The 25557-nt window shown below is 63.4% G+C and carries 25 protein-coding genes and 1 pseudogene; 5 read left to right on the top strand and 21 right to left on the bottom strand.

Annotation, left to right across the window (positions count from 1 at the left end):
* Window positions 1-58: 58 nt before the first annotated feature.
* Complete coding sequence (locus FJ973_RS23305; RefSeq protein WP_140557900.1) at window positions 59-2632, bottom strand: hypothetical protein; 2574 nt, start codon at window positions 2630-2632, stop codon at window positions 59-61.
* A 333-nt stretch (window positions 2633-2965) separates the two neighbouring features.
* Here FJ973_RS23305 and FJ973_RS23300 point away from each other — a divergent pair, with 333 nt between their 5' ends.
* Both FJ973_RS23300 and FJ973_RS31630 read left to right on the top strand, forming a co-directional pair.
* The gene (locus tag FJ973_RS23300; protein ID WP_140557899.1) at window positions 2966-3154 is read left to right on the top strand and encodes a hypothetical protein; all 189 of its coding nucleotides are present in this window, start codon (window positions 2966-2968) and stop codon (window positions 3152-3154) included.
* Window positions 3155-3998: 844 nt separating this feature from the next.
* Window positions 3999-4130: a hypothetical protein gene (locus tag FJ973_RS31630; protein WP_263486248.1), complete on the top strand. Its 132-nt coding sequence runs from the start codon at window positions 3999-4001 to the stop codon at window positions 4128-4130.
* On the opposite strand, the gene FJ973_RS23295 is transcribed toward FJ973_RS31630, so the two are convergent.
* From FJ973_RS23295 to FJ973_RS23245, 11 genes are all read right to left on the bottom strand, one after another.
* Window positions 4127-4648: a helix-turn-helix domain-containing protein gene (locus FJ973_RS23295; protein WP_140499942.1), complete on the bottom strand. Its 522-nt coding sequence runs from the start codon at window positions 4646-4648 to the stop codon at window positions 4127-4129. The genes FJ973_RS31630 and FJ973_RS23295 overlap by 4 nt on opposite strands.
* 597 nt (window positions 4649-5245) lie before the next feature.
* Window positions 5246-5719, bottom strand: coding sequence for a hypothetical protein (locus FJ973_RS23290; RefSeq protein ID WP_140499943.1), 474 nt, complete (start codon window positions 5717-5719; stop codon window positions 5246-5248).
* Window positions 5720-6016: 297 nt separating this feature from the next.
* On the bottom strand, window positions 6017-6394 hold the full coding sequence (locus FJ973_RS23285; RefSeq protein WP_246675931.1) for a hypothetical protein: 378 nt from the start codon (window positions 6392-6394) through the stop codon (window positions 6017-6019).
* A gap of 441 nt (window positions 6395-6835) precedes the next feature.
* A complete protein-coding gene (locus FJ973_RS23280) occupies window positions 6836-7315 on the bottom strand; it encodes a hypothetical protein (RefSeq protein WP_246671736.1) in 480 nt (159 codons plus the stop codon).
* Entirely contained in the window at window positions 7312-9693 is a 2382-nt protein-coding gene (locus FJ973_RS31015; protein WP_181170940.1) for an HNH endonuclease signature motif containing protein, read from the bottom strand. The genes FJ973_RS23280 and FJ973_RS31015 overlap by 4 nt, the downstream gene beginning before the upstream one ends.
* Window positions 9693-10196 (bottom strand): hypothetical protein, encoded by a 504-nt coding sequence (locus tag FJ973_RS23270; RefSeq protein ID WP_140557893.1) that lies wholly within the window; start codon window positions 10194-10196, stop codon window positions 9693-9695. The genes FJ973_RS31015 and FJ973_RS23270 overlap by 1 nt, the downstream gene beginning before the upstream one ends.
* A gap of 2 nt (window positions 10197-10198) precedes the next feature.
* A complete protein-coding gene (locus FJ973_RS23265; RefSeq protein ID WP_140557891.1) occupies window positions 10199-10852 on the bottom strand; it encodes a hypothetical protein in 654 nt (217 codons plus the stop codon).
* 293 nt (window positions 10853-11145) lie between these two features.
* Window positions 11146-13602, bottom strand: a complete 2457-nt coding sequence (locus tag FJ973_RS23260; protein ID WP_140557889.1) for a hypothetical protein — start codon at window positions 13600-13602, stop codon at window positions 11146-11148.
* The gene (locus tag FJ973_RS23255; RefSeq protein ID WP_140557887.1) at window positions 13602-14213 is read right to left on the bottom strand and encodes a hypothetical protein; all 612 of its coding nucleotides are present in this window, start codon (window positions 14211-14213) and stop codon (window positions 13602-13604) included. Before FJ973_RS23255 ends, FJ973_RS23260 begins: the two co-directional genes overlap by 1 nt.
* A 177-nt stretch (window positions 14214-14390) precedes the next feature.
* Window positions 14391-15380, bottom strand: coding sequence for a Coat protein (locus FJ973_RS23250; RefSeq protein ID WP_140515933.1), 990 nt, complete (start codon window positions 15378-15380; stop codon window positions 14391-14393).
* A 44-nt stretch (window positions 15381-15424) separates the two neighbouring features.
* On the bottom strand, window positions 15425-16336 hold the full coding sequence (locus FJ973_RS23245; RefSeq protein ID WP_140557885.1) for a hypothetical protein: 912 nt from the start codon (window positions 16334-16336) through the stop codon (window positions 15425-15427).
* A gap of 304 nt (window positions 16337-16640) precedes the next feature.
* On the opposite strand from FJ973_RS23245, the gene FJ973_RS23240 reads away from it, so the two are divergent.
* Window positions 16641-16955 (top strand): YMGG-like glycine zipper-containing protein, encoded by a 315-nt coding sequence (locus tag FJ973_RS23240; RefSeq protein WP_140521524.1) that lies wholly within the window; start codon window positions 16641-16643, stop codon window positions 16953-16955.
* 259 nt (window positions 16956-17214) lie between these two features.
* Here FJ973_RS23240 and FJ973_RS23235 read toward each other — a convergent pair whose 3' ends face one another.
* The gene (locus tag FJ973_RS23235; RefSeq protein ID WP_140557884.1) at window positions 17215-17538 is read right to left on the bottom strand and encodes a hypothetical protein; all 324 of its coding nucleotides are present in this window, start codon (window positions 17536-17538) and stop codon (window positions 17215-17217) included.
* Window positions 17535-19310, bottom strand: a complete 1776-nt coding sequence (locus tag FJ973_RS23230; RefSeq protein WP_140557882.1) for a portal protein — start codon at window positions 19308-19310, stop codon at window positions 17535-17537. The genes FJ973_RS23235 and FJ973_RS23230 overlap by 4 nt, the downstream gene beginning before the upstream one ends.
* 322 nt (window positions 19311-19632) lie before the next feature.
* Between FJ973_RS23230 and FJ973_RS23225 the strand changes: the two genes are divergently transcribed.
* Entirely contained in the window at window positions 19633-20247 is a 615-nt protein-coding gene (locus FJ973_RS23225; protein ID WP_224519113.1) for a methyltransferase domain-containing protein, read from the top strand.
* 143 nt (window positions 20248-20390) lie between these two features.
* Here the strand turns inward: FJ973_RS23225 and FJ973_RS31625 are convergent, their stop codons facing one another.
* Together FJ973_RS31625 and FJ973_RS23220 are read right to left on the bottom strand one after the other, a co-directional pair.
* The gene (locus FJ973_RS31625; RefSeq protein ID WP_263483546.1) at window positions 20391-20516 is read right to left on the bottom strand and encodes a hypothetical protein; all 126 of its coding nucleotides are present in this window, start codon (window positions 20514-20516) and stop codon (window positions 20391-20393) included.
* Window positions 20517-20520: 4 nt separating this feature from the next.
* Window positions 20521-21054, bottom strand: coding sequence for a hypothetical protein (locus FJ973_RS23220; RefSeq protein ID WP_140515957.1), 534 nt, complete (start codon window positions 21052-21054; stop codon window positions 20521-20523).
* Between the two features lie 158 nt (window positions 21055-21212).
* On the opposite strand from FJ973_RS23220, the gene FJ973_RS23215 reads away from it, so the two are divergent.
* Window positions 21213-21584 carry a nuclear transport factor 2 family protein gene (locus tag FJ973_RS23215; RefSeq protein WP_140516300.1) on the top strand — a complete coding sequence of 124 codons (372 nt, stop codon included), beginning with the start codon at window positions 21213-21215 and terminating at the stop codon, window positions 21582-21584.
* 100 nt (window positions 21585-21684) lie between these two features.
* Here FJ973_RS23215 and FJ973_RS23210 read toward each other — a convergent pair whose 3' ends face one another.
* From FJ973_RS23210 to FJ973_RS23185, 5 genes and pseudogenes are all read right to left on the bottom strand, one after another.
* Window positions 21685-22440, bottom strand: a complete 756-nt coding sequence (locus tag FJ973_RS23210; protein ID WP_140515959.1) for a terminase family protein — start codon at window positions 22438-22440, stop codon at window positions 21685-21687.
* Window positions 22441-22787: 347 nt separating this feature from the next.
* A pseudogene (locus FJ973_RS23205) lies at window positions 22788-23447 on the bottom strand (terminase family protein); the annotation flags it as partial.
* A complete protein-coding gene (locus FJ973_RS23200) occupies window positions 23404-23799 on the bottom strand; it encodes a hypothetical protein (protein WP_140499976.1) in 396 nt (131 codons plus the stop codon). The pseudogene FJ973_RS23205 and the gene FJ973_RS23200, both read right to left, overlap by 44 nt.
* A complete protein-coding gene (locus tag FJ973_RS23195; RefSeq protein ID WP_140557880.1) occupies window positions 23792-24172 on the bottom strand; it encodes a hypothetical protein in 381 nt (126 codons plus the stop codon). The genes FJ973_RS23200 and FJ973_RS23195 overlap by 8 nt, the downstream gene beginning before the upstream one ends.
* A gap of 695 nt (window positions 24173-24867) precedes the next feature.
* Entirely contained in the window at window positions 24868-25515 is a 648-nt protein-coding gene (locus tag FJ973_RS23185) for a glutathione S-transferase family protein (RefSeq protein WP_140499977.1), read from the bottom strand.
* Window positions 25516-25557: the final 42 nt, after the last annotated feature.

Raw genomic sequence — 25557 nt, 5'->3', positions numbered from 1 at the left:
TGAAGGTGCCGTACTTCCCGATGGCGACGAAGCATTGCTGATCCTGCAAGAAACCGAACTAGCGCACCACCCAGCGATTGAGCCTGACCGCGCGGCCGGCAGCGGCTGCTGCCGGCAAGGCATTGGTCAGTGTCACCGTGTTACCCGAAGGTGCGCCGTTCACAGTTGTGTGGTGCCATTGGAGCTCTGCTCCGGTAATCACAGTGTCAAGTTCGATTCCAATACGGTCGCCAGCCGTGATTCCCGCGACGCTTGCTAGGCCAATCGTGGTGGCACCGGAAATGGCGGCGGTGGAGATGGTGGTCTTCAATAGGAATGTATTTCGATATCCACCAAATTGTGCCCGCTCGATGGTCGCTCCAACGGGAAGATAGCTTTCCATAAGGAAGCTATAGCAAAGCCGGCTGATGTCGGTCTCTTGATCACGCAATCGCAGGATGGGCGCAGCGAAGCCTTGTTCAAAATCGATACTTTCAATGATCGTTGCGCCAATCCATCCGGACGCCCCAACGAAGAATGAGGCGACAGATGGGTGTATCCACAGCCAGTTGGTCGAAAATTCATAAACCGATGCACCGGTCCGAGCGATTGACTGGCCGTTGCTGCCTTTTGCATAGTACGGGGCATTGCCTGACATCACGGTGCCAGAGGCGTCGAAACAGATGACCGTAATGGCGCGCGAACCGTTAAGGAAGTTGAGGAACGCGTGCTGTGTGGTGTTGGCTTTTTTGTAGATGTGGCCGACAGCCTGGCCCGAGCTTGACACCACAAGTTGGCCGTCGCCGTTGGCCCGCGACGTGCGCGCCGTGACACCATTGGTCAGGAAGGGCGATGGAGCTGCATAACCGCCGGTCGCGCTGTCGTACAAAACGACGCCAGGTACCGTGATGCGGCCCTCGGCCTGCACCGGAAAGAACCGCTCGCCCTGAAAGCGCCTCACCAAGTTGGCCCCGCCAGTCGGCCTATTCGACATATCTCGCAGCGAGACAAACAGGCGCTTCAGATCAGGCGAAAGGATGTTCGCGTCATCGATGCCTGACGCGCTCAAAAGATCAATGTTGAAGGAGGCGAAGCCAGTCGCGGATGGCACGTTGACGAGGGCAAGTGTGTTGGTGAAGGCGCTGTAAGTTTCGATGCGCGCATTCTTGAAAAACACGGTGGTCAGGTTGCTGGTGCTGCCGAGCGCGGCGCAGATGAAAGCTGCATGGCCGACGCCGGCCGAGCCGCCATCAATGCCGATTTGAGGGCTGTCGATCAACACCTCTTCAACGGCAGCGGTCTCGGCGAGCGTCAGCTTGAAGGTCCCGCGACCCGCCGCTTTCTGGTTGGTGCCGACGTACCAGGTTCCACCGCGGAACTGGTTGTTTACGAAATAGCTCGCGCCAGCCAGATCGCAATGCACATGGGAGCCGTTGTTGTAGAGAGTGATGATGTTGAATTCGTTGCTTACCCAATTTGTATTTGCCGCCAGGCCGTCGAAATAGAGCCCTTCGTCATAACCACGGGCAGCAAGCCAGAGCTTGCTCTCAGCCATGCCGCCGAAGTGAATGCCTCGCGTGTTGGCGACAACAGATTTGTCTGGTGTATTCTGGACTTCCAACCAGATCTTTGCGCCGCGCAAAACATTGGTTCCGGTCCCACCGATGCGGACCGCCGAAAGGCCGTCGAAAGCACCGCGTATCAGCGCCCCCTTGCCATTGATCTCGCTGATGTCGCGCCAGTCGATAGAAGAGCCAACGGCGTAGTATGTTGCTACGGCAGGCAGGACGAGCACGGCCTTGGTAATCCGGCAATAGGAGCCGAGCGCGTTTAACGCAAGCGCGTTGTCGGCAAGGCCTTCACGGGCGCCAAACATCGTGGCGGTGGCGACGCTTTCATTCAACACCCAAAACCCGCCATTGACCGCATCGGTCGTCCCGTCCGGCATGAAGCGGTCGGCGGAGCGGAAATAGGCCAGCGCCGGGTAGCCGCCGGCTGTGATCGCCGCGCGCGACATGCGGGCATAGTTGGCGCCGCCCACCAGGGTTGCCGGGGTCGTGAAGACCGGGGCGTAGAATTGGGTCCTGATGCTCTTGACGCCGGCAGCGATCGTCGAGCCCGATGCTGTCGCCACGGATGCGTAGATCGGCACGTTGACGCCCGAAACCTGCGCGGCGTCCGCGGCATATTGCTGGGCCAGGTCGCGCGCGAGTTCCGCGATGTGGATGACTGCCGCCAGCGCTCCGCCGATATCCCCGAGCGGATCATCCGACAGATAGTAGGAGATTACGATGTCGCTCGTGCCGATCACCGGGTTGAGGGTCTGGAAAGCGTAGACCAAGCCACCCGAAACAACCCCCTCCTGCACGTGAACGGTCGTTCCCTTCTGCATCGTGCGCGCGGTGCGGGCGTCGGCCGCGCGGTACCAGTAGCCCTCGCTCGCCGTATAGATGCCGTTCAGCCGGGCGTCCGACTGGTTCTTGACCAGCACCCGGTCGCCGACGGCGGTCAAAACCCCGTCGATCGTCTTCAGGCCCAGGATCCAGGCAACGCCGTCGACGATGACCGTCTCCAGGTTTGCCGTCGTCGCCAGGCGCACGGGTTCGCGCTCGCCAGTCAGAAGACGAACGGCGGCAGTTGCGGGTCGGGCCATGAGGCTTGCTCCATAAAAAAGCCTCGCGAAAGCAAGGCTTGGAATTCGGGTTGGTTGGCGGCGTGGCGACGGGTTCGGATGGGATAAGCGCTGGCCCGTGCGGCCACGGCGCCACGGTCATTCAGGTTCTTCCTTGAGAAGTTTGGTCACGATCGCTCGGCTAGGCGAGAGACGATTCAGCGGTCGGTTTTCTGTCCTTGGGCACGCACTTCCTGAACAAGCAGCAATGCCGGCTTGCTCCCGGACTGGCTGCCGTGTTAACACCCGCGCACTGCGGTGGCTTGCGCTATGGGAGCGTCAATGTCGCAGCGCTTCCACAAGGTGTGATTTCCGATGAAAAAATCCGCGATTGTCGTCGCTGCAAACGACAACCGCACGGCAGAAGAAAGGCCGTTCGCTTCCCGGTACAAATCCGTTGGAGCGGTAGCGGCGCCGGCGGATTCACAGGCAGCAGGCGAAGAGCCGACCGAGGCCCGCGCCCTGACGGCTTTGCAGATGTTCTGTCGCGTAGCGGGCGTCTAGATCGCCTTTGAGGCTTCATCCAGACGGCAAGGACAGGCTCTAAAGTCCCGACCCGCTGTATCTGGTGGCCTCCTTCCACAATGCGAGCGCAAGGGCGGGTGTCCGCCCCTTCACCGCATAGTCGCGGTCCCGGTAGCTTCCGGCCGCAATCCACACCGTTTTCGAGCGTTGATAGATCGTAATGCCCCGCTCGCTCGCCCGCGCGAACAGTTCTGTGTCATTTCGATACATCGGTTCCAACCCCTGTGGCCCCCTCAAGGGGTAAGGTGCAACGAACATGCCAAAGTTTACGCCTAGCTAATATTATACATCGCAGAGCTGCCAGCTGCGCCATCGAAGTGAACTGGCAGCCCTAAAGCCAAGGTGTTCCGTGGGTGTTTCCGCTGTATTGCACCTGAACTGCCCCCAGGTAACAGAATAGACCAATCCGGAAACATTTGCTTAAAATTGTATTCTTTGGCCATCGGTGCCGCCATCGTCGGTCGAGGAGTTCGTGGAGCGCCGACTACCTGTCAACAAGCGCTGGCCGGGCGGCTTCACATGCCCATGCTGCGATTCCAGAAAAGCATGGCGCCTCGAGGGCCGGCCGTGGCTTCGGATGCGCAGGCAAAGGGGGCCTGGGTGCTGGAAACAGCCTCCATGATCGCTGGGACCGTCATGCAGGGCACGCACCCGCTGCTGCGCAAATGGTTCCTGGCGGCGTACCTGAGGGCGACGCACTCCAACTCCATTTCAGCGCTGCAGCTCCAACCTGAACTGGGTGTCTCTATAAAACCGCCGGCTGGTGCTCCGCAAGCTCCGGCGGGTAATGGTAAACCGGACACCGCTTTTCGGAACTGTCGACGTGGACGAGTCCGCCATCCCATATCGGCGCAAGGAGGACGCGCTGGAGATGGATGGCAGCAGCAGCAAAGCCAACCAGATATGGATCGCCGGAGCGGTCGAGACGGTCGGCAACCGTGGTTTAGACTACTAGGGAGACGGCGCCGCCACTTCGTCCTCCATGTCGAGCGATTTTTCGACTGCCTCCGGATTCCGGGCGATGGTCCAAAGGAGAGTATTCGCAGCTGCATCCGGTTCCGAACGGCCTTGCTCCCAGTTTCGAAGCGTTGCCAGATCAAGGCCATACCTCACGGAGAACGCCTCCTGGGACAGCTTCGTGCTATCCCGAACTTCGCGAACGCTTATCGGCCGCGGCGCATGAACCTTCGCGATCACTCCTGCGGACGAGAGTTCGTCCTTCAGTGCTCGCAGGTCGTCGACGCAAGGAACGGTCACGAACGCCTTGCCGTGATCGACCATCTCAGTGAGGACCGCATGGGCCGTCCTCAGCGGCAGATGCCTCCTGACGAGAACCCGAGCAGCTTCAGGAGTATTCGCGCCGTGTAGAAAGCTGAGGCTCAGCCGGACGGGAGAGCCTGACGACACCCGGACGACGTCCCGGGTTCGCACCCGTTGTCCGAACCGCTCCATGAACTTCGATGTAGTCGACATTAAGCTTCTCCGCGATCACTCGACCGAGCCTGCGCAAGTTGGACCAACCCCATTGGACCTGGGCATCGCCCCCAATATGGAGGTCACGGACGACCAGATGGTTGCCGCCCATTTCCACTTCTCCCAATAGCTGAAGCACGCCATCCGGCGTGACGACATCAAAGAGGAGGCATGGGTCCTCCGAGATGTCGGCGTCCAGAATGAGTTCCACGTCATCGGGCTGCAAACGCGATCCCTACGCAACTTGCTTATAGAAAATATGTCCGGTGCTGGCGAGCGTCAAGGCCTGACCGATCTCCGAATTGGCGAGATACTGACAACACTCGAATCGTGCCAACTTAGCCCCAGCCTACGCTAGTCGACCGGGAGAAGGGGACAGACGCAGCACCATATATTGTGGCTACCAAAATTAGGTCGCCTTGATCAACTTCAGCTTCATCTGCGTAGAATTGCCACGACTCATCATCGGCATCATGTGAGGCCTAGGCAACCCAGCCGCCACCACCAAATATTTTTCCGGTCGATATGACGGCCAAATTTTCTGGATCTTCGAACTTCCATTTATCCATATCTTAGGCTCTTCTGCTTGCCGAGACATCATTCTTGAAGCAGCGGCAGAATCTTTTCGTCGAGGAATTTAAGCCGTCCACTCAACATCTCGGCGTTGGCGGGATTCGCCGGGACATTAACGGGAATCAGCTTCGCCACGGACTTCCCTTGCCGCGCAGCTTCAACCCACTCATCCATTGCACCGATATATCCGTCCAGCGCCTCGTACGGGGTCTCCAAATCGTCACCGGGCATGTACGCTGGGGGTACATCACCGACGAGCACCCATATCCATCGTGGCACATCTGGTTTCCCGGGTGAAATCTCAAAGAGAAAAATGTATATTATCCCTTCGGCACCATATCCGAAATACTCGCCTTCGATTCTCCTTACCCAGTCGTATGATTTGATATATTCACGAGCTTCCAGAAGGGCGCTGTCAAGGTCATCATCTGCACCTGGGTCGTCTGCTGGTAGAGGAAGACGGCTTACTTTACCGAGATCCGGGGTAATTTTGCTCACAATTTCTCTCCACTACTTATCTTAGTCCGCCGCCATCGTCTCCTAGCCCAGCGCTGAAAATCGCCGGCTTCCATGTGGAGCCTTATGTGCTCTTCCCTGGTACGAGGCTTAATATTTGATACGTGATTTAGCCCACCATTGGCGACGATAAGATCTTTTCGTCGAGCCCGGCTGACATTAAACCGAAGGCAGATGTGTGACGCTGCTCAAAATTGGATTTGGCATTGATCGTCATGATTAACTCGACACTTATCCGAGGCGCTTTAACGTTCGTCGGCAACAACGCGGGCGACCCCACTACTTATTGCCGACGTCGAACGGTTGGATGGATGCGGAAGGAAGTCCCAGTTCATCAAGCACATCGAAGGCGCGCTCCGATATCACGAGGTTCAGTTTCTGATTGACGCCGAAGTCGTCGTGACCTGCTCTACCGTCCACCTTGAGCCAAACAAACGGAGGGAGCTCGACATCGGGCTGCAGCTCCAGAAAATTTTCGGATTTGGTGACTTCGGCAGGAGCGAATGTAGCGCCGGAGATGCCAATATCGAGCAATCCGCGCTTGGCTTCTTCCGTCACCAGGAAACAAGGAAAAGTGGTGACAAGCGCGTCGCCGAACCATCCCTCAACCTGATAGTGGAGCTTGCTCACGGCAGGCGGATGGACGCTGGGGTCCATAACAGTGTTCTCACCCAGCCCGCCAGCCACGTCAGGCCTAACTTCATAATATCTCATCAATCACCTACCGGCGGATCAAACAAATGCCCATATACTTTGTCTAAATCTGTCGCGTAGTCAAGAACTTGCTGCCGGGAGGCGGTTGCGTGCGTCCTATTCGTCAATTCTGATCGAATGACTTTTATACACAAAAACGACTTCATAGAAATATTGTCTCACGGAATTGTCGATCGACTGTGATGGCGGCCATCATTCACTCCCGGTCCGAGGCGGCAACCATCGCCTCAGTGGGGGCCATATAGCCATCTGCGCAAGCGTTATATGCGCACTGGTGTTCCTGGTGGCAGGCCTCGCACCTTCGCGATAATTTGGCCCATATATGCCAATAGACGTCCAGATCCGATCGTCCAACATTGGCGCTTATTGCGAGACGCCAGCACTTCACTTTCGAAGTAACGGAAGAACATTATCATCAAGGAACTTGAGGCGCCCACCCAACATTTTCGCATTTTCAGGAATAGCCGGCACGTTCACCGGTATAATGTCCTCGACCGACTTTCCTTCTCGCGCGGCTTCGACCCATTCTTCCATAGCGCCTATATAGCCGTCCAGTGCCACATAGGGCGTCTTGGCGTGGTGGCAGCTTATATAGGCCGGGGGCACGTCGCCAACGATCACCCATGTCCATGGCGGTACATTCGACTCGGCCGGCACGAACTCGAAGAGAAAGACATATATAATTCCGTCGAGTCGATATCCAAGGTATTCACCTTTGATAGCCGATACCCAGCTATGCGATTCCAGATATATTCGTGCATAGTGGCGAGCGCCCTGGAAGTCGACGCTGCCAGACCGATTGCCCGGGGGCAGAGGTTTTACGCTGCTCAGATCAGGACCGGCATCACCCAAGCTTGTGTTCACGGCTTTAACCCTCTCTTGCCTCTACTCCAACTGCCCCACATTTTAAAATGGCCTTGTTCTTTGTGATGCTTGATGTGGTCGGCTTTGCTGAGTGGCCCGTAATTCCACACATCATCTGTTCCGCCCAAAGACTTTGGCTGTTTGTGATGAAGATCCATGTACCAACCCGTGTCGGGATCTCTGGGCCAGTCCAAATTGTACTCCTTTTCCCATTTCCTCCGAAGAGACTTGGAACGCCCACCAAGCCAACCTGGCAGCTGGTCGTGAACTACAATTGACCCTTCTTTCAAGAACTGATTGCCAGCGCCCCATAACGCACCGGAGGCTACGCCGCTCACTATCGATTCATCACGGCCGGCGGCTTCGACCCCACCATAAGCAGCGCCCTCAGCGCCCATTAGGCCGGTACGAGCAAGAAGGCCGGACAGTCCTTCCATGGTGGCTGTGCCGAACCTGCCACTGAGCGTGATGCCGGCCTCTCCAAGACCGCGGCCGCTCAGATACGCACCAAGTGCCTCCGCAGCCGTCCCTGCGGGGCCAGCTCGATCCAGTGCATCTTGTGTCCTGGCACGCTCAGCGGCGAGCTCCTCCTCGTAGTTGCTCCCCGAGATCAATGAATTCATGCGGGCAGCAAATTTGTCGGAATACCCAAGGGTCGCGCCGTCTGCCATCAGGCGTACGGTGTCATTGAGCGCCACGAGCGGCTTCAGGTAGCCAGGCAAGGCGTCGAAAGCCGCCAGATTTCGGCTGACACGCTCCTCCGCGGATACGGGAACTGAGTTGTTCGCAATGCTTCGTGCAATCCGAGACTGGTTTTCGTCGCTCAGTTGCAGCGCCATGGCTGCCAGAACACCTGGATCGGATGTGCCCGTGAACAGATCGCGCAGCACCGCATCCCGCTCGCGTTGCGGCACGCTCTCATCGTTCAACGTGTCGACCAGGTACTTAACGACAGACGGCGGCAGCGGCTGGACTTTTTTGATTCCAAGCTGCAGCTGCACGGCGACAGAGCGGGCGACCGCCTTCTGGTAGGCAGCCGGATCGTAGCTGTCCTCGCTCGATACCGCGTTCCAGTATGCGTCCGCTGTCGGGTCGATCTTGCGGACAAAGTCGGCAGGAGCGGCGGCACGAGTCTGCAAAACCTGCCTGGCGGCGGCTGATGCTATCTCAAACTGCGCCTGATCCTGCTCCGAGGTGGTACTGCCCGGTTTTGGCTTGGCTGCAAACAGCTTGGCGTCAATGGCAGCCTTCGGCATTCTGACCATGTCGAATGCCTGAAGGCCGACCTCGAAGGTCCGTTCGAGGACCAGAGACTGTTTGCCGCCTTCCTCGACGCCGTAAACTGCGGCGAAATCACCGTCGTCCGGCTTCTTTCCAGCGTAGCCGCCAGTGTACATGAGGGCATCCGGTGCGTTCTGGCGAGCGAGTCGGATATTGGTGTGCGCATCAAACAGCTGCTCAGTCATCGCGACCTGGACGTTTTGGCCAAGTTCCTGAAGGTCGTCCGGCGACAGGTCGGCAATCCATGAACCCGCAGCCCACGTTGCGGCATTCGCGTGAGGCGTCTCAGGGTAGCCCGCCGGCTCGTCTATTGAGACATTGGAGTTCGCAGCGAGTTTGGTCGCGGCAGCCGAACTATTCACGGCATTATCCGTCGTACTCACCTGCATCGACGCTCGCGCCCCGCCCAACATCTCGGCGACCCGCGTCGGATCCTTCGCGATCATCGCCTGAACCAGCGCCTTGGCCGTGTTGCTGCGCCAGGCCACTTCCGCCGCTTGCCTGATAACCGGGTTTCCGATCTTGGCGATCAGATCGGACCCGTTCTGACGGATCGCCTCGAAAGCTCCGATGTCGTCCGGGTCGCCTTTTGCGATGGAGCTGGTGGACATGGTGTCGACCTTCGCCCACTCCGCCAGCTCATACTCATCGCGCTGCTCCTGCTGCCGCTGTGCCATGCGCGGCGAGCCGGCCGCGCGCATCGGCTCCTTCTGCCTGGCGAAAGCGGCGCGCTGGCTCTCCGGTATGTCAGGCAGAGCCTCATCGAACAGCCTGTCGAACAGGCCGGGCTTGACCACCTGCCCGCTGCGCGGGTCGACCTCGCCATACATCGCATCGTGCAGGCCGCCGCCGTCGGCCGGCGCATTCGCCGCCACCTCGTCTTCCGCCTGCGCGACCCGCTCGGCGAACCGGCGGCGCGCCAGCTCCGCGTCGAACGCTTCCTGCCGCTCCTTCATCTGCCGGTAGCGCTCGGCGACGGCCGAGAGCTCGTCGCCAAGATCCTGCATCGCCCTGCCGGCCGGCGACCCCTCGGGATAGGAAACGCCATTGCCGGCCTCGAGCCGGCGCTGGGCAAGCTGGAGAGGAATCGTCGCCATCAGTAGAGGCCCCCCTTGAAGGCGCCGCCCGGCGCCTGCGGGAAGGCGCCCTTGCCGAAGGTCACGGCCTTGGTCGGGTCGTAGAGACGGGAGAGACCGGACACGAGGCTGCCGCCGGCCTTGAAGATCGACGCCGCCGCGGCCTGCCTGCCGGAGTAGCGCGCGAGCGCCGCCTGGCTGTCGAGAGTGTTCCGGCGCAGCGCCGAGCCGTACTGGATCGCCTTCAGGTCGAGCTGGCCTTGCCTGGCATTGGCCGCCAGCACCTCGGCCGGCGAGCCCGATAGGCCGACGCCGGAGGCGCCCGCCCGGGCCCGCGCCTCCGAAAGCAGCAGATCCTGCCTGTGGCGCTCCTGGCTCTGTTCGAAGGCGGCACTCTGCGCATCGGCCTGCGCCTGCTGCCCGTAGGCCTTGGCCTGGTAACCGGCCGCCTGGTTTTGCTGCCGGCCTTCGATCAATGCGCCACCCACCGAGATGGCCGTGCCGAGAAGGGCTAATGTGCACATGGTCAGCCTCGCTGGGATGCGGCAATGGGGGTTTTCCTGGCCGCCCGCGCACCGAGCGCCGGTCGCGGGTCGAGCGCGCCGCCGGGGTTGGTGAACGACAGAAGCAGCCTGTCGGCCTGGATTGCCGGGCGGCTGAGGCGCGCCGGCGCCGCTGCGCGCGGCCCGGCCATGGCGGCGCGGCGGGCAACGGCCAGGTTCACCTTCAGGTCAGGCATGCCGGCGGCGTCGAAGAGGCCGTTGGCGGTGGCGAGCGCGCGGGCGAGCGCATCGGCCTCGAACAGTTCCTGGCGCAACAGCTCGACCAGGCGGCGCACGGCGCGCCAGCGCTCGGTCAGCACCTCCGCCTTGGCTTTCGCTTGCCCGCCCAGCGCCTCGACGGCGGCGCGCGCCTCTCCCACGGCGGCCGCGGCACGGCATTTGTCCGCTGCCGCGATGATCTTCTCCAGCAGCGCGACGACGTCGTTGCAGTCGTCCAGCGCGATGCGCGCGGCGGAGAGATCGCCGTCGCCGAAAACGGCGCGGTCCTCGGCCTGTTCGCAGCCGCGCCGGCGGGCGATCGCATCGTTGAGGTCGGCATCGAGCAAGGCGATGACGGCAGCATATTCGGCAGCCGTCCGCGCCCTGCCGAGCTGTTCGGCATGGGGGGATGTGGTCACGGGATGGGTTCCTTGTGGTGGGCTGGAGGCGGTGGAGCGCCGATCTCCCCCCTTGTGGAGGAGATTGGCAGGGCAGAGGGAGGCGCGAAGGATCGCGGCGTTGATTCAGCCTGGGTTCTTCGCCCCACTCAGTGGGGAGAGGTGGCTCGGCGAAGCCGAGACGGAGAGGGACGGCGCCGACCTGTGCCGGAGACCCTCCGGCAGAAGCGCCTGCGCCTTACGAAGGCCCCCTCTCCGACCGCTTCGCGGCCACCTCTCCCCCGCCTCGCGGGGGCGAGGAACGCCAGCTCGCCCTACGGCTCGGCGTCGAACACTGGCGTAAATGCCCTTATCGTGCAGGGCGTCGGGTTGACGTGGCGGATCCGCACCCGGCCCTGCCCTTCCCAGCTGTCGTCGATGGGCACCTCGACATTGCCGGTGAACAGGCTCGCCTTGCCGTCGGGCGCGACGAGGGAGGGCATGCGCACGCTTTCCCAGCGGCCGCGGATCAGCGACTGCACCTGAAGCCCTGTCGTGTCGGTCTCGAGCAGCGACAGGATGACACCCGCCACCTTCTTGCGCCGCCCGAGGATCGAGCCGTCCCGGCCGGCGACGTCGAGCTCCAGCGTGTCGGCCTGCGACTGGAACGCAAGCCCGGCCTGCCATCTGGCCGCGACGGCGCCGCCGGGCAGCGTCACCTGGCCGGAGGCGACCGGCAGCCCGCGATAGACCTTGCCGCCGGCCAGCACGTCGACCTTTTCGCCGTTGAGATGGGCAAGCCCGGACACGGTGTTGACGGCGGCGCCCGAATAGGTCAGGCCGCAATCGACCTGGAAGGCGTCCTCCAGCGCCCCATATTCGAACGGCGCCGTCATGATCTCGATATAGCGCCTGGTCACGCCGCCGATGGTCCGCCTGACGATCAGCCAGATGTCGTCGACACCATCCTGGCCGGGCGTCACCACAGCGCTTTCGACGGCCGCCCAGCCGGAACCGGCGACGGTACCGCCGAGGCGGTGGCGGTGCATGCCGCGCACCTCCTGCGAGGGCTGGTGGGTGTAGCCGCCGAGCTCGCCATTGTCGAGCGGAAACCAGAGCATCGGGTCGGGGTCGGTCTGGAACGCCAGCTCGACCACGCCACGCTTTGCGATATGCTCGGAGATCTGGCCGATATCGTCGGAGGTGAAGCGGCCGGTCGAAGCCTGCGTCAGCTCGGCGATCGAGCGGCGCGAGCGCGTGACATAGAGGAACGACTGGCCTGCATCGACGGGGCGGATGCGGGCACAGCCCGACGTGCGCGAGCGCCGGTTCTTGAACGAGGACGGCGTCAATGCCTCGTCGATGCCGGAGCCGGAGAGCGCGCGGACGCCGCCGAGCGTCCCGATCAGCAGCGCGCCGTCCGATTCCGCGATCCACGTGATGTCGTTCGCCTGGCCGCCGCCGGCCTGGAGGAATTCCAGCGCGTCGTCATCCTTCTCGCCCAATGCGAAATTGTTGAAATCCCCCGTTGCCGAGGCGTAGACCGAAAACTTGCGGCTGAAGGCCAGGCGCTCCTCGTAGAGCGATCCGCTTTCGACATATTTCCCCGGCACAAGCGTGCCCAGGCGCCAGCGGGATATCGGGCTGAGGTCCGGCAGGGCAAATCCATGCAGTTGGACTTTCACCGCCGTGGCGCTGGTGCGGCTGGTGATCTTGGCCCAGCGCCAGCGGCCATCGGACGCAAGCAGGCGAATGGCCCGGCCGACGTCCGAAGCCTGGAAGCCGGCACCGCCATTGATGCCGGCGGTCGATGACGCCGTGAGGTCGAACGGCGTCTGGCTGGCCGCCGCCCGGTTGAGGTTCAGTTCGGAAAACGCGCTGTCCGAGGCGCCGTTGATCGCCTTCCAAGTAAAGCGGTGATATTCGAACGCCAGCTTGTTCAGAAATTCGTAGTAGCGGGTTTCGCCGCCCGACCAGCCGGTCTCGCCGGTGCGGCTGTCGAGCGTCACCCATGTCGCGCCGTCATTCGATCCTTCAAGCACCCAGATAGTCGGCGTGCGGTCGACCGTTCCGCCGGTGCGTGCGGTCAGATAGTAGTTTTCGACGATGGCCTGCGCGCCACCGGCAAGCTGGTAGGTGACCGAGCCGTTGGTGGCACCGGCGATGCCGCTGTCCGTCTCTGTCGCCTTGTCGAAAAGCTGGAAGGCGTCCCCTGCCCCGCCCATGCCTGAGACCGTGCCGGAAGGCGCGGTGTTCGACGTCATCTTCGGCGTCAGCGCCCCATAGTCCGCGGGCGTCAGCGTGGTCGGCGTATCGTTGATGTCGTCATAGGGCCCGTCGTCGATCGCGTAGTCGTCGAGCGCCCATGCCGTATGGGCGGTGCGCGTCAGCACCTTGAGCGGATAATCCCTGTGGGAAATCCACATCTGGTCCGCGGACTGCACATAGTCGAGATCGAACAGGTCGGCTTCAAGATAGGGCGAGGCCACCTCGACCGTGCCGACACGCGCGCCATAGGCGTAGACGCGGATGTAAAGATTGCCGAACTCCAGCATGTAGGCCTGGTCGGCCGAGAAGATGAACGGGATCGCCCGCGTCGCCTTGGCGGACGTCTTGACTTCGCCGACGAAACAGGTGCCGCCGCGCTTGCGGATGCCGCCATGCGGCAGGGTGACGAAGTTTTCGCATTTCGACAGCGCCGCGCGGTAGAGATCAAGCGAGGCGCGCGCGTGCAGGCGTGGCGAGATCTCGCCGCGGGTGAAGACGTCCTGGACCGGATAGAGCGTCGCCATCAGCGCATGGCCCCCGCATAAAACCGGCTGTCGCCGCGCTGCCGCGCCCAACTCGATGTCGAAAGCCGTCCGCCGCGCTGGATGGCCTGCGCGGTGAAGGCGGCGTCCAGCGCGCGGTCGTAGGCCGAACGGGCAATGTCGATCATGCCGGCCTTGTGCGTCAGCGGATGCGCGATCTTGATGGCGAGTGCCGCCACCAGCACTTCGGTGAACGGCGCGTCCCAGTCGTTGGGGTCGGTGAGGTTCGCGACATAGCGGATGGTGAGTGGTCCCGCCCGGTCGCTGTAGACCAGCCCCGCCTCCTGCCGCCACGAGATCGCGATGCCGTCCGGCTCGCCATTGTGGGTCAGCGGCAGCGGGCGAAGGCAATCGACGGGGAGTTCATAGACCCAGTTCAGCGTGCAATCGCCGAAACCGGTATCGCTGCCGGCCAGGGATGCCGAAAGGATGGCGAACACCCAGGCGTATTTCGTCAACTCGGCCTCGCGGGTCAGGTCGAAATGCATGTTGAGCAAGCGCGCGGCCTTGATGTCCTCGTCAAGGCTGTCGATCGGCGCCTCGTCGAGGGCTGCCAGCGCCATATTGGCGATGTCGGTCGGGGTTATGGCCATGGGTAAGGCCTCCGTGGGTTGTGATTGGGGGAAGTGCGTCTTTCTCCCCGTTCACGGGGAGAAATGCCCGGCAGGGCAATGAGGGGCAGCGCCGGCATCGACGGTTGGCGTCAATGTTCAAGCGCCGGCGCTCGCAGGAAGGAGGTGGGCCTGGCCCACCTCCCGGGAGACGAAACCCTATGCCTCGGTCGTCTTCAGAGCGATGAACGTCATGGTCTTGACGCTCGACGCGGTGCGGTCCCAGTTCGCCGCCAGCGCCAGCTCCGCGTCGGTGGCGAATTCGCCGGCGGTGGAGGCGTCGAGGAAGCGGGTGCCCGGCACATGCGGCACGAAATGCCGGCGGCCGACCATTTCCGTCACCCCGCCGCCATGGCCCTGGCGCGGCTTGCGGTCGAACTCGAGCGGCCCGCCTTCGGTGTTCACGGGCAGCTCGTTCCACAGGATCGCCTTGTCCTTGAACATGAACGCGGTGTAGACGCCCGCCGCCTGCGGGATGTCGTCGTCGACCACGCAGCGCAGCCCCATGTAATAGGGGATGAGCGGCCCGCCCTGCTGCGAGGACGGCACATAGTCGATGAGGTCGGCGAGCTTCAGCGCTTTCATCTGCTTGGAATGGATCCAGAGGGTGCGGAACTTGTCGGCGCGGTCGCCCATCAGGTAGGCCGCCTCGATGATGTCGGTGTCGACGATGGAGGCGCCGGTGGCGCGCACCAGGTCGCCGCCGTCATTGGCCAGATTGTCGGCGACGACGCCCTTGAGCATGCCGATGAGGGTCAGCTTGTTGGCGCGCTGCCAGTACTCGGTCTGCCGCTTGACGATCAGCTTCTGCGGATCGTCGCCCGCCAGGATGGAGGTCAGGTCGGGAACGCCCCACGCCTGGGCGCGGACATTGCGGGCGGCGACCTCGCGGCGCGAGCCGATCTTCTTCATCTCGATGGAATCGGCCGGGTCGTCATTGACCGGCTCGGACGGATCGTTGCCGAGGTCCTTCCAGCCGGGCATGTCGACGGAACGGCCGCCCATCGACAGTTTCGAGGAGATGGCCGGATCGGAAAACAGGATGCCGGCCTGGTAGATTTCGAGCGACTGGACGTGCTCCTCGAAAGCGTATTGGGCATAAACGGACGGAACGATCGCGTCCGCGATACGGGTATAGGCGTCTGCCATTTTGTCTTCCTTTGAGAGATTGATCGGCGGCTGATGCGTCGGGATCAGAGCGGGTTGTTCGGCATCCAGAGATCCGGGTTTTCGCCCGCTTCCCTGGCCAGCCGCCGGGCGCGTTGAGGGTCGCTTTTGACAAGGGCTGAAATGGCCGAAACGTTGCGCTCGCCGGCGGCGTTGCGCCGGAAGGGGTTTTGCCCCCGCGGCGCCGCGTCGGCGTCGATCGTGTCTTCGCGGAACATCGCCTCGCCGATCGCCTGGAAGGCCCTGGCGATCTGCGGATCGGTCAGGGCGCCGTCGGGCAGAAGGATGCCCTTCTGCTTGTAGGCATCGACCAGGCCGAGCTTCTTCATCGCCCGGTTGGCCACCTCCAGCTTCTGGCGAAAGCCATCGCTGTCGGCCGGGCCCCAATCCTTGACGAGGTCGTCATGGGTGGCTTCGACCGAGCGGGCGAGCGCTGCCTGCTGGGCCGCCGCCTGCTCGGCCATGTAGCCGACGAACCTGTCATGATAGGCCTGGGCGATCTTCGGCGTGGCGCCGGCTTCGACCGCCCAGGCCTTGGACGCCTGGGCGAGTTCGTCCGAATAGGCGAAGGTTTCCGGCAGGCCGTCGGGCCGCCGGTATTCGACCTTTTCGGGCGATGTCAGCGGACGCATCGCCTCGGGCAGCCGGGCATGGAATTTGTCCCAGTCTTCCTTAGGCGCGTCCCTGGCTGGAACGCGCAGGCTTTCGCCCTGCCGCCGCTCCAGCTCCGCATAGGATGTGAAAACCCGATCGAGGCTTTCAGGCTTGGTCCAGCCCTTGGCTTCAGCAAGCTTGCGGTTGCCTTCGGAAAGACCGTCAAACCAACTTTTGCCGGCAAGCACGGCGGACCCGTTATCCGCGCCTGCCGGAGGCCGTTCCGGGTTGCCCGCCGGCTGCGACGAGGCAGCCACGGACCCGGCATCTGCCAGATCTGTCATGTGATGTTCCTTTTGAGGGTTAGGTTGGAAGTGAACTGGTGGCGCCGCCAATCGTCCTTGTGTGAGGGAGAGGAGCGGTCTACGCGGCAGGAAGGGCGGCCAGACACGGCCGGGACCGCTCAGGCTGAATCATTTTGACAGGCATCGGCGCTAGCGCCTTGTTCGAAAGAGGTGTTTCGCCTCCCGGTTCATCAACGCCCGAGAAACCATGTCTTATATCGTGACAGCCTGTGCCGCCGTTCCGCCGCAATGCGGCCGCACGGGACGATCGATAGGGATTTCAAATCTTTAAGGGAGACGTCACATGAACCTTCACAAAACAACTGCCGCCGTTTTGATGATCGCCGCGCTGGCGGGCTGCGCGCAGACGGAAGGCCAGCAGCGGGCCGGAACCGGTGCGCTGATCGGCGGCGCCGGCGGCGCCCTCGTCGGCCAGGCCATCGGCGGCAACACCAAGAGCACGGTCATCGGCGCGGCCAGCGGCGCCTTGCTCGGCGCCGTCGTCGGCTCGGCCACCACCCCGCAGCGCCGCGGCGACCAGCTCTGCCGCTACCAGGACCGCTACGGCCGCATCTACACCGCGCCTTGCGACGACCGGTACTACAACGGCAATTATTGAATCACCGGCGGCCAGACCGCCGATCTCCCCCCTCGTGGGGGAGATGTCCGGCAGGACAGAGGGGGGCGCCGTAGAGCGCCGACCTCGGTCGCTGCCGAACTTTGAACATGGCCATATGTTTGTCGTCTAGGGCCCGGCTTGAGCGACCGCTCGTGATTTGATCGCCGTGCGATGAACACGGCAAGGCCGGCGGGACAGCGCCCCCCTCTGCCCTGCCGGGCATCTCCCCCACAAGGGGGGAGATCGGCGCTTCAGCGCCTCACCTCTCCTCCTCCCGTGCCGCCTTTTCCAGCGCCACGAGCTGCGCCTCGTCCAGCGTCAGGAACCCCATAATGTGCTGCACCACTTCGGCGCGCGCGTTGCTGAGCGCGCTGTGCAGCTCGAAGCCATTGGGGGTTCTGGTCCGCGCCATCCACTCGCCGTATGACGGGCGCCTGAAATAGCCGACCGTCGCCGCGAGATCGGCCAGCACCATTTCGCCGTCCTCGCCGGAGAACACGCGCAGATACGCCTTGACCAGCGCCTCGCGTGCTTTGGCGGGGCCGCCGCTTTGCGACGCGTGGGCGAAGCGTTTGCGGCTCATGCGCGCTGTCCGGCCGGCATCGCGCCCTGGGCGCCGGCATCAGGTGTCGGCCCATCGGCGGTGCCGCCCTGCAGCATGCCTTGCAAGCCCTCGAGCAGGCCGCTGTCGCGCGCCTGCACGGCCGCCGGCACCGCGTCCTTGGCCACCTTGCCGGCGGTGGCGATCGCCGCCATGCCGGCCTGCGCCTGGCTGGCCTTGGCCCTCGCGTCGCGCAGGCCCGCCACCTCATCCTTGCGGCGGAAGATGCGCTGCGGGCTGCGGCCGGCGCTCTGCACGATCTTGAGCGCCTCGTCGCTGTCGATATTGTCCATCACATCAGGGTCGAACTGCGCCATCTGCATGGCCGTGGTCACCAGCTGGATGGTGTCGCGCGCTTCCGCCGAGCGGCGCAAGACATCGAGCGGACCGGTGAAGGTCGGCCGCACCGCCTTGCCCGCCAGGCTCGCCGGCGGCAGGAAGCGGCTGTCCTCGTCATAGAGACCCTTGTCCTCCAATATGCCGAGCTCGCGGTCGAGATTGGTGGCAAAACCCGCCTGGATGATCGAGCCCGACGGCCCCAGCAGCGCGCCCTTCTCCTCCTGGCGGATCAGCGCCTCGGTGGCGGTCATCTGCGGGTTCTGCACCAGGGTCTGGAACAGGTTGACGAACATCATGTCGCGGATCTCCTCCGCCCGGCTCGCCGCATAATCGAAGGCGTAGCTCGGGTTCTGCCCGGTGGTGATCGGCGCGATCAGCGGCCTGCCATTGTCGTCGATGAGGCCCGGATAATTCTCGCCCGGATCGAGCACCGGCACGTAGTCGAGCCTGGCCTTCGACGCCGTCGGCGGATCGGTGATTTGTTGCAGCGCGCGCAGGCCCGAGCGGCGGACCGCGTTTTCCTCGCGCACGGTCGTCAAGGCTTCGATGGTCGGCGAGATGCCATAGGCGTCGCCCTCGTAGCGGCGCCAGTTGAAGGCCGACACCGGGAAGGTGCGAAACCCGCTCTCGCGCACGATCTCCTCCTCGTCCTCGATGACGTGGTAGGAGGCAAAGGCGGCGTCGAGATAGCGGTAGCTTCCGCCCGAGCGGTACATGCGGCGCTCGTCACGCGGCTGGATGCACTGGATGAGCGCGATCTTCTCCTCGCATTTGGCGGGATCGTCGACCAGCGTCCTGATGCGCGCCGGCAGTTTTTCGTAGCCGAGCAGCTGCGCCGCCTGGCGCGCGGTGCGTTCGTAGCGGCGGTGGAAGATGTCGACCTGGCCCCAGCGGTTGCGCGAGAGATAGCCTTCCACCACCGGGATCGAGGCGTAGCGGATCAGCGTCGAACCGAACCCTTCCTCGGCATAGAGATAGGCCGGACCGTAGCGCACGACATTGCGCAGGCAGGCTTGCGTCGCCGGCACGAAATTGGAATTGGCGGAGTAGCGCAGCGAAAACAGGAAGTCGCGCAGGTTTTCCGCCCATTCCTTTTCCTCGTCGGTCTCCTCGTCGTCCATCTCGGCGGTGGTCAGCCCGTGCCATTTCTCCGACTGCGGGATGATCAGGCTTTCCAGCCCGGCGGCCAGCCGGTTGGCGGCCGAGTTGATGGTGTTGGCGTAGACACGGGCGCCGCGCCGCTCCTGCCGCTCGGTCTGGCTGTCGCCGCGGCGGGCGCCGCGCCCGGACAGGATATCGGGCGCATCGGGATCGCAGAACTCCGCCACCGCCTCCCAGACGGGCTCGTAGGCGGCGCGCTCGCTCTCGAGTTCGGACTGGCGGGAAAGAATATCGCGGGCGCGGGAATCGGTCATGGGGGTGCTCGCTGGCTGAGGAAGAATTATGAAGGGAGATCGGGGCGCTGAAACTGCCAATCTCCCCACTTGAGGGGGAGATGGCCGGCAGGCCAGAGGGGGGCGCCGTAGAGCGCCAACTTTTGCCTTAAGCTGCTTTCCAGGAATGAAATTGGTGGCTGCGCGATCGTTCGAAGGCCTGCGGGACAGCGACCCCCTCTGTCGCCTCCGGCGACATCTCCCCCTCAAGGGGGGAGATCGGCAGCTTCAGCCGACGATGTCATTCTTTTGCGCGGTTCTTGGTCTAGGAACGTCTCGCGGCGGGGTTTTGCAGGAGGTCGATGTGACGACGACAAGCCTTGCCGCCCTGAAGAACCAGAGCAAACGTACCGTTAAACGGCTCATCGGCTACGATTCCCGCAACTGGCTGCGCATCCGCCAGATCGAGGCCTTCACCACCTTCCTGACGGCCGCCAACCGCAAATCGCGCGACGTGATCGAGATCTCGCCCGGCTGGAATCGCTACTGGAAGGCGATGTGCCCCAACTATCGCTCGGTCGACTTCCCCGATTTCGACATCTGCAAGGATCGCACCGACGAGCAATATTCCATCGTCATCGCCGATCAGGTGCTGGAGCATGTACAGCGGCCGCAGGCGGCGGCGCGGAACATCCACGCCATGACCCGCGAGGGCGGCTGGGCGATGGTGGCGACGCCCTTCCTGTTTCGCGTACACGCCAGGCCGCACGACTACAACAGGTGGACGCCGGCCGGCCTGAAGCAGCTGATGGTCGATGGCGGCTTCGCCGAGGACAACGTCCAGGCGTTCGGCTGGGGCAACAAGGCCTGCGCCCGCGCCCACATAGGCGGCCCGGTCCGCGCCTACGGCCTGTGGCGGGACCTCAGCAACGACGAGGAATACCCGATGATGGTCTGGGCATTCGCGAAGAAGGGGTGAGCGGTGGAAGCTGCCAATCTCCCCCCTCGTGGGGGAGATTGGCAGCGTTCACCCGCCACGCCGCTTCACCAACCTTGCATGCCGTCTCCAATACCACCAGTCCAGCACGCGCCGGCGAAAACTGCGCTTCATCGCGGTCATGGTCACATCCCCAAAAGCACGCGGCGCTGGCCGGCGAGGCTGCCGGGCGCCAGATCGGTCTTGATGGTGCTGGCCGTGCCCTGGCGCTGTTCGAGCTCAGCCCGAAGTGCTGCTTCGCGCGCCTGCACGTCCTTATCCCCGGCCGTCGGCACTGCCGGCAGCGGCTTCAGTTCCGGTGGTTTTTGAAACAGACACATGGTTCCAGCCTTCTCTTGTCCAGTCGTAAAGGAAAAAATCTTCGCCGTTCCTGCCATATCCAGGCAGCAGGCAGCGCTGCGTGGCGCCGAGCCGCCCAAGCCAGCGCAGCGCCAGTTCATTGCCGGCCAGCGCCCGCGCCTCGACCCGCCAGGCGCCGCGGGCGGAAATCTGCGGCCCGAGCACAGTGTGAAAAAATCCGGTGATGCCGGGCACGCAACGCTTCATGCGGCGCGTGCCCCAGCTCCAGGCGATCCAAAGCCCGCTCCGCTGCTCGGCCGCACCGAAGCCCGCCTCCGGATTGCCGTCGAGCTCGGCCACATAGGCAAGTCCTTGCAGCGCGGTAAGCGCCAGCAGCGCCGGCGACCAGTGGTCGAGCTGGCAATCGATCTCGGCGCGGTCCTCGGGCCGCAAATTGGCGGCGATGTAGGAGAGGTCGCGCAGGGTGGCGGGGACGATGCGGAAGGTCATGCGGATGCCAGAGCCGCGGGAATGCGGTTCATCTTTGTGAGTGCAGCGGAGCCTGTGAAAGGCCCACGCCCTTGACCGGTCTCCTCGCCGGTGACCTACTTCGACCATCGAATGCGGGAGCAAAGACATCGGTCATCCAATTGAAGGGAGACGGGCGAATGGACATTCGATCGACGCTGACGCAGCTATGCGAGGCCTTCAACGCGCACGATCTCGATCGGATCATGGCGTTCTTTTCCGACGACTGCATTCTGGAGATGCCGAGGGGAGGCAAGCCCTGGGGTTCTCGTTTCGAGGGCAAGGCAAACGTACGGAAAGCACTGGCGACACGCTTTGAAGGCTTGCCCGATGTCCACTACGGCAACGCCGAACATTTTGTGGATTCGACCGCCGATACCGGCATCTCGAAATGGACGCTCACCGGCACCACACGCGAGGGGGAGAAAAAGGAGGTCCGGGGTTGCGACTTCTACACGTTTCGCGACGGCAAGGTGATCCGCAAGGATTCATATTGGAAAATCCTGGAGTAGGCGCAGGGACATCGCAGCGAGGGTCATGGGCCGGCGCCGGAGCGCCCGTTTCCTCCAGCGGGAATTGCGCTGCCGCGACGCTCCGAAGAGCCCTCCGCCCTCACCTGAACGCCCCCAGCGGATCGCTCTGCCCCTTCGCCCGCCTCGCCGCCCTGAACTCCGCCGGATCCACCATCGCCTCGCGCAGCATCATCACGCCGTAGCGCGTCGCCGCCATCAAATCGTCGCGCAGTTTCACCACCTGGCCGTCCTTGCGATGGTAGAGCCGGAACTCCTCGAACCAGGGGACAAGCGTCGAAAACACCTTGAAGCGGCCGGATTGCATGCGGTCGAGCATCTCCATCAGCCCGGCCTCGACCGAGACAGAGCCGTCGGGGAATTGCGCGTGGCGGGTCAGCATGTTGAGCCCATGCGCGGCATATTGCTTGGCGAGCGCCGTGCCCGCCCCTTCCAGCGTCTCGCGGCGGCCGTCGCGCGGCCACGCCCAGGGCAGCCATTCGCCCCAAGGCTTCAGGGTCAGCGCCTGCATGGCGGGAGTCTGCTGCGAGGCGCGCGCGGCCTTGGCGACATAGACGACGTCGGCCTCTGTATCCCAGGCGAGCTCGACCGCGGCGGAAGGGTGGTCCCAGCCGAAATCGAGCGCCCCGATGCGCGGCCAGTAGCGCGGCAGCCGGAACGGCGCGCAGGCAATCAGCTCCTCCGCCACCGGAAAGATGCGGCCGGACCCCAGCACCGGAATGCCCCGGGCGCGGGCCTCGCGCTCATGCGCGGGATAGGCGGCAACGATCGCCGCGCGCTCCTCGGGCGAATAATGCTCGGCGTCGTCTATGGTCATGAAGGTGACGTGACGGGACATGGGGGATCCTGAATCACTTTCGAGATAATCGATGTAGCGTCTTGTGAAGGCTACGTTTTTCGGACCAACGTCGCGCCGCCCCTCACCTGCCTGCCGGCATCCTCTCCCCGTATAGTGACGGGGAGAGGGGTGCTGTTGTCGACGGTTTCGCCAATCGCGAACGTTCAAGAATCGGCGCCGAGATTGCGGCCAGCTCCCTTCTCCCCGTCATTACGGGGAGAAGGTGGCGGCAGCCGGATGAGGGGCAGCGCCGACGAAGGCGAGCAAGCGCCAAGTGCGATGCCGCTCGTCCCCAATCAGTTTCTTCTCCATCACCCCTTCCCCATCCCCTCCACCTCCGCCGCCGACAAAAACAGCAGCACCACATCGGACATGCCGAGCAGCGGCGTGAAGGTGACGATGGTGATGCCGCCGGTGGCGTTGGTGCGGGTCAGGCCCTCGGAATAGATGTCGAGCGGCGGTTCCTCGTCGAACCAGACGCCGTGCAGCGTTTCGCCCTGCCATTTCTCGCGGCCTTTCTCGAAACTCTTGAACGACAGCACGCTCTCGCCGGCCTGAACATCGCCGCCGCCGCCATGGCGCACCACGACGCTGTCGAGCGCGCCCGGCGCGCCACGGCCCATCATGGTGTCGACGATGGCATCGGCCGGGATCATGCCGGTGCCCCATTGCGCCTGCTGCTGCGGCGGGCCGACCAGCACGCGCTGCGGATTGTCGCGCGTGCCCTCGCCGGTGACGCCGGCGGCCCACAGCCGCACCGGCGCATCGAAAATCTTGCCTTGCCACCACGCGGGATAGCGGCCCGTCAGGTGCATGGCCCATTCGGCGCCGCCGGCGCGGGTCTTGCCGAGCTGGTTGCCGGCCATGAACAGCCGCTCGCGGTTGGCGGCGCCTGCCGCGTGAAACGCCGCCTGCCTGGCATAGGGCCGGTAGGCGGCAAGCTGGTTGGTACGACGCCTGCGGTCAAGCTCCGCCAGCAGCGCCAGATATTCCGTCCTCGCCGCCACCGGCGATGTCTTCGAGGAACGGTTTGACCGCGGCTTCGAGCGCGCGGATGCGGCTGCGGATCTCTTCATCGCTCAGGGCATCCAGATGGTTGACGGCGACATCGAAATCCTTGGGCAGCACCGAAAGCACGATCTTCAGATACTGGTCAGGCTTGTCGGCCCGCACTTCGGCGATGACGCCGGCGCCATGGGCGCGGAAATCGGCGCGCACGGCGGCGAGAAAGTCGTCGCCCAGCGTTTTCTTCGGGCGTTTGCGGCGGGTCTCCGGCGCGGTTTCCGGGCTTGCGCTCCGGCTGGCGGCCGGCTTGCGCCCTTTGCCGCGCGCCGGCACTGCGGCGGTTTCGTCAGCCATGGCCCGTCACCGCCTCGGCATCGCCGGCCTTGGCCTTCGACGGCACGGACTTGACCGACCGGACCCGCTTCTTCTTCGAGCGGGTGGATTTCCTCCTGACGTTCCTGGCGCCCTTCGGCTGCCGGGCAGGTTTTGCGACGCCCGGCAGATCCTTCAGGCCCGCCATGGCGAGGCCGATGGCGCCGCTATGAATTGTCGCCTGCGGGAAAGCGAAGCCGCCGGCCGCGTCTCGAACCATGCCGATCAGCACGCCGGTTGCGACCTGCTCGATCCGGCCGAGCCGCGTCTGCGGTGCCGCACCCTCGAATTCGCCAATGGCGCTGACGACCTCAAGGCCGTCATCCCCGGTGATGATGGTGGCATAGCGTGGCATGGGATTTCTCGCGGATAATCGTCAGGTTCGAAACGTCGCATTCCTTCGCGTCCCCTCTGTCCTGCCGGACATCTCCCCCACGAGGGGGAAGATCGCAGCTTCGGCGCCTCGCTTTTTTCTACAACGTTGGCGATTGGCGAAAGCCGGGACAACAGCCGATCTCCCCACCCGTGGGGGAGATGGCCGGCAGGCCAGAGGGGGGCGCCGTAGAGCGCCATCGTTCGAAGAGGAAAGCAAAACCAGAAACACAAAACCCGCCTCGGCGGCGGGTCATCGGCGCAACTCAGCACCATAGATAAAAACATAGCATAGTTGCCTTCACCCCGTCAACAGGTTTTAGGAAAAAATTCCTTATCGGCTTTAGGCATCCCCGCGCAGCGAATGCACGCCTACACGGCATGGGCGAACAGGATCAGCCCAACTAATGAACCGGGGCTTCGTCACAATCTCGCTGTGAAGGTCGCTAAGCGCGTTGAATGAAGATCCGCTCGAATATCGCGCCAATACCCAGCACGACCGGCGCTCTTGTTTCGGCGCGCCAGAATCAAAAACCCGCCTCGGGGGCGGGTCATCGGCGCAACTCAGCACCATAGATGAAAACATAGCATAGTTGCCTTCACCCCGTCAACAGTCTTTAAGAAAAAAATCCTATCTTGCCCGTCCCAGCGTGATCCTCCCCCGGCCTATCCGCTTTGTCAGTTGGGTGCTGGAGCATTGACCGCGAATTGCGCGGCGAACGCCCTGCCATAGGCGGGCCGGGCTTCGCCGCGGGCCACATAGGCAGCCAGGTTTTGATATTCGTCCAGAATGCCCGACATTCTGAGCCGCAGCAGCACAGATACCATCAACAGATCGCCCGCGCTGAACGCGCCGTCGAGCCAGTCGGCGCCGCCCAGATGGGCCGAGAGCCTGTCCAGCCGGGCGCGAACGCGGTCCTTCACCAATGGCAGGCGCTCCTCGCTCCAGGGCTTGTCGGCCTCGAATATTTTTGCCGTCGTCAGTTCGAGGATCGGCAGCTCGACGGTGTTGAGCGCGGCAAACATCCAGGTGATGGCGCGGGCGCGGGCATCGCGATCCTCCGGCAGCAGCCCCGGATACCGCTCGGCAAGGTGGAAGACGATCGAGCCGGTCTCGAACAGGCAGAGCGAACCGTCCTCGTAGGTGGGGATCTGGCCGAAGGGCTGAATGGCCAGATGGTCGGGCGCCTTCATCTCGGCATGGGAAACAAGACGAACCTCATAGGGCTGGCCCACTTCCTCGAGCGCCCAGCGAACGCGCGTGTCGCGCGCCAGTCCCTTGCCGCCGTCGGGCGACCGTTTGAATGCCGTAATGGTGATTGTCATTGCATCCGCTTCCTTGCCTGTTTCCTGGGCTTCCTGGCGATG

It is taken from the genome of Mesorhizobium sp. B2-1-3 (genome assembly GCF_006442495.1).
Lineage (GTDB): Bacteria > Pseudomonadota > Alphaproteobacteria > Rhizobiales > Rhizobiaceae > Mesorhizobium.
This window is presented reverse-complemented; position numbering and strand designations above follow the sequence as displayed.

Excerpts from the sequence above, each read along its gene's own strand:
- FJ973_RS23220 (WP_140515957.1), bottom strand. The coding sequence starts at position 21,054 with ATGACCTTCCGCATCGTCCCCGCCACCCTGCGCGACCTCTCCTACATC.
- FJ973_RS23185 (WP_140499977.1), bottom strand. The coding sequence starts at position 25,515 with ATGACAATCACCATTACGGCATTCAAACGGTCGCCCGACGGCGGCAAG.
- FJ973_RS23210 (WP_140515959.1), bottom strand. The coding sequence starts at position 22,440 with ATGTCCCGTCACGTCACCTTCATGACCATAGACGACGCCGAGCATTAT.
- FJ973_RS23230 (WP_140557882.1), bottom strand. The coding sequence starts at position 19,310 with ATGACCGATTCCCGCGCCCGCGATATTCTTTCCCGCCAGTCCGAACTC.
- FJ973_RS23305 (WP_140557900.1), bottom strand. The coding sequence starts at position 2,632 with ATGGCCCGACCCGCAACTGCCGCCGTTCGTCTTCTGACTGGCGAGCGC.
- FJ973_RS23240 (WP_140521524.1), top strand. The coding sequence starts at position 16,641 with ATGAACCTTCACAAAACAACTGCCGCCGTTTTGATGATCGCCGCGCTG.
- FJ973_RS23260 (WP_140557889.1), bottom strand. The coding sequence starts at position 13,602 with ATGGCGACGCTCTATCCGGTCCAGGACGTCTTCACCCGCGGCGAGATC.
- FJ973_RS23270 (WP_140557893.1), bottom strand. The coding sequence starts at position 10,196 with ATGTGCACATTAGCCCTTCTCGGCACGGCCATCTCGGTGGGTGGCGCA.
- FJ973_RS23200 (WP_140499976.1), bottom strand. The coding sequence starts at position 23,799 with ATGGCTGACGAAACCGCCGCAGTGCCGGCGCGCGGCAAAGGGCGCAAG.
- FJ973_RS23215 (WP_140516300.1), top strand. The coding sequence starts at position 21,213 with ATGGACATTCGATCGACGCTGACGCAGCTATGCGAGGCCTTCAACGCG.
- FJ973_RS23250 (WP_140515933.1), bottom strand. The coding sequence starts at position 15,380 with ATGGCAGACGCCTATACCCGTATCGCGGACGCGATCGTTCCGTCCGTT.
- FJ973_RS23245 (WP_140557885.1), bottom strand. The coding sequence starts at position 16,336 with ATGACAGATCTGGCAGATGCCGGGTCCGTGGCTGCCTCGTCGCAGCCG.
- FJ973_RS23295 (WP_140499942.1), bottom strand. The coding sequence starts at position 4,648 with ATGTCGACTACATCGAAGTTCATGGAGCGGTTCGGACAACGGGTGCGA.
- FJ973_RS23195 (WP_140557880.1), bottom strand. The coding sequence starts at position 24,172 with ATGCCACGCTATGCCACCATCATCACCGGGGATGACGGCCTTGAGGTC.
- FJ973_RS23285 (WP_246675931.1), bottom strand. The coding sequence starts at position 6,394 with ATGGACCCCAGCGTCCATCCGCCTGCCGTGAGCAAGCTCCACTATCAG.
- FJ973_RS23235 (WP_140557884.1), bottom strand. The coding sequence starts at position 17,538 with ATGAGCCGCAAACGCTTCGCCCACGCGTCGCAAAGCGGCGGCCCCGCC.
- FJ973_RS23300 (WP_140557899.1), top strand. The coding sequence starts at position 2,966 with ATGAAAAAATCCGCGATTGTCGTCGCTGCAAACGACAACCGCACGGCA.
- FJ973_RS23255 (WP_140557887.1), bottom strand. The coding sequence starts at position 14,213 with ATGGCCATAACCCCGACCGACATCGCCAATATGGCGCTGGCAGCCCTC.
- FJ973_RS31015 (WP_181170940.1), bottom strand. The coding sequence starts at position 9,693 with ATGGCGACGATTCCTCTCCAGCTTGCCCAGCGCCGGCTCGAGGCCGGC.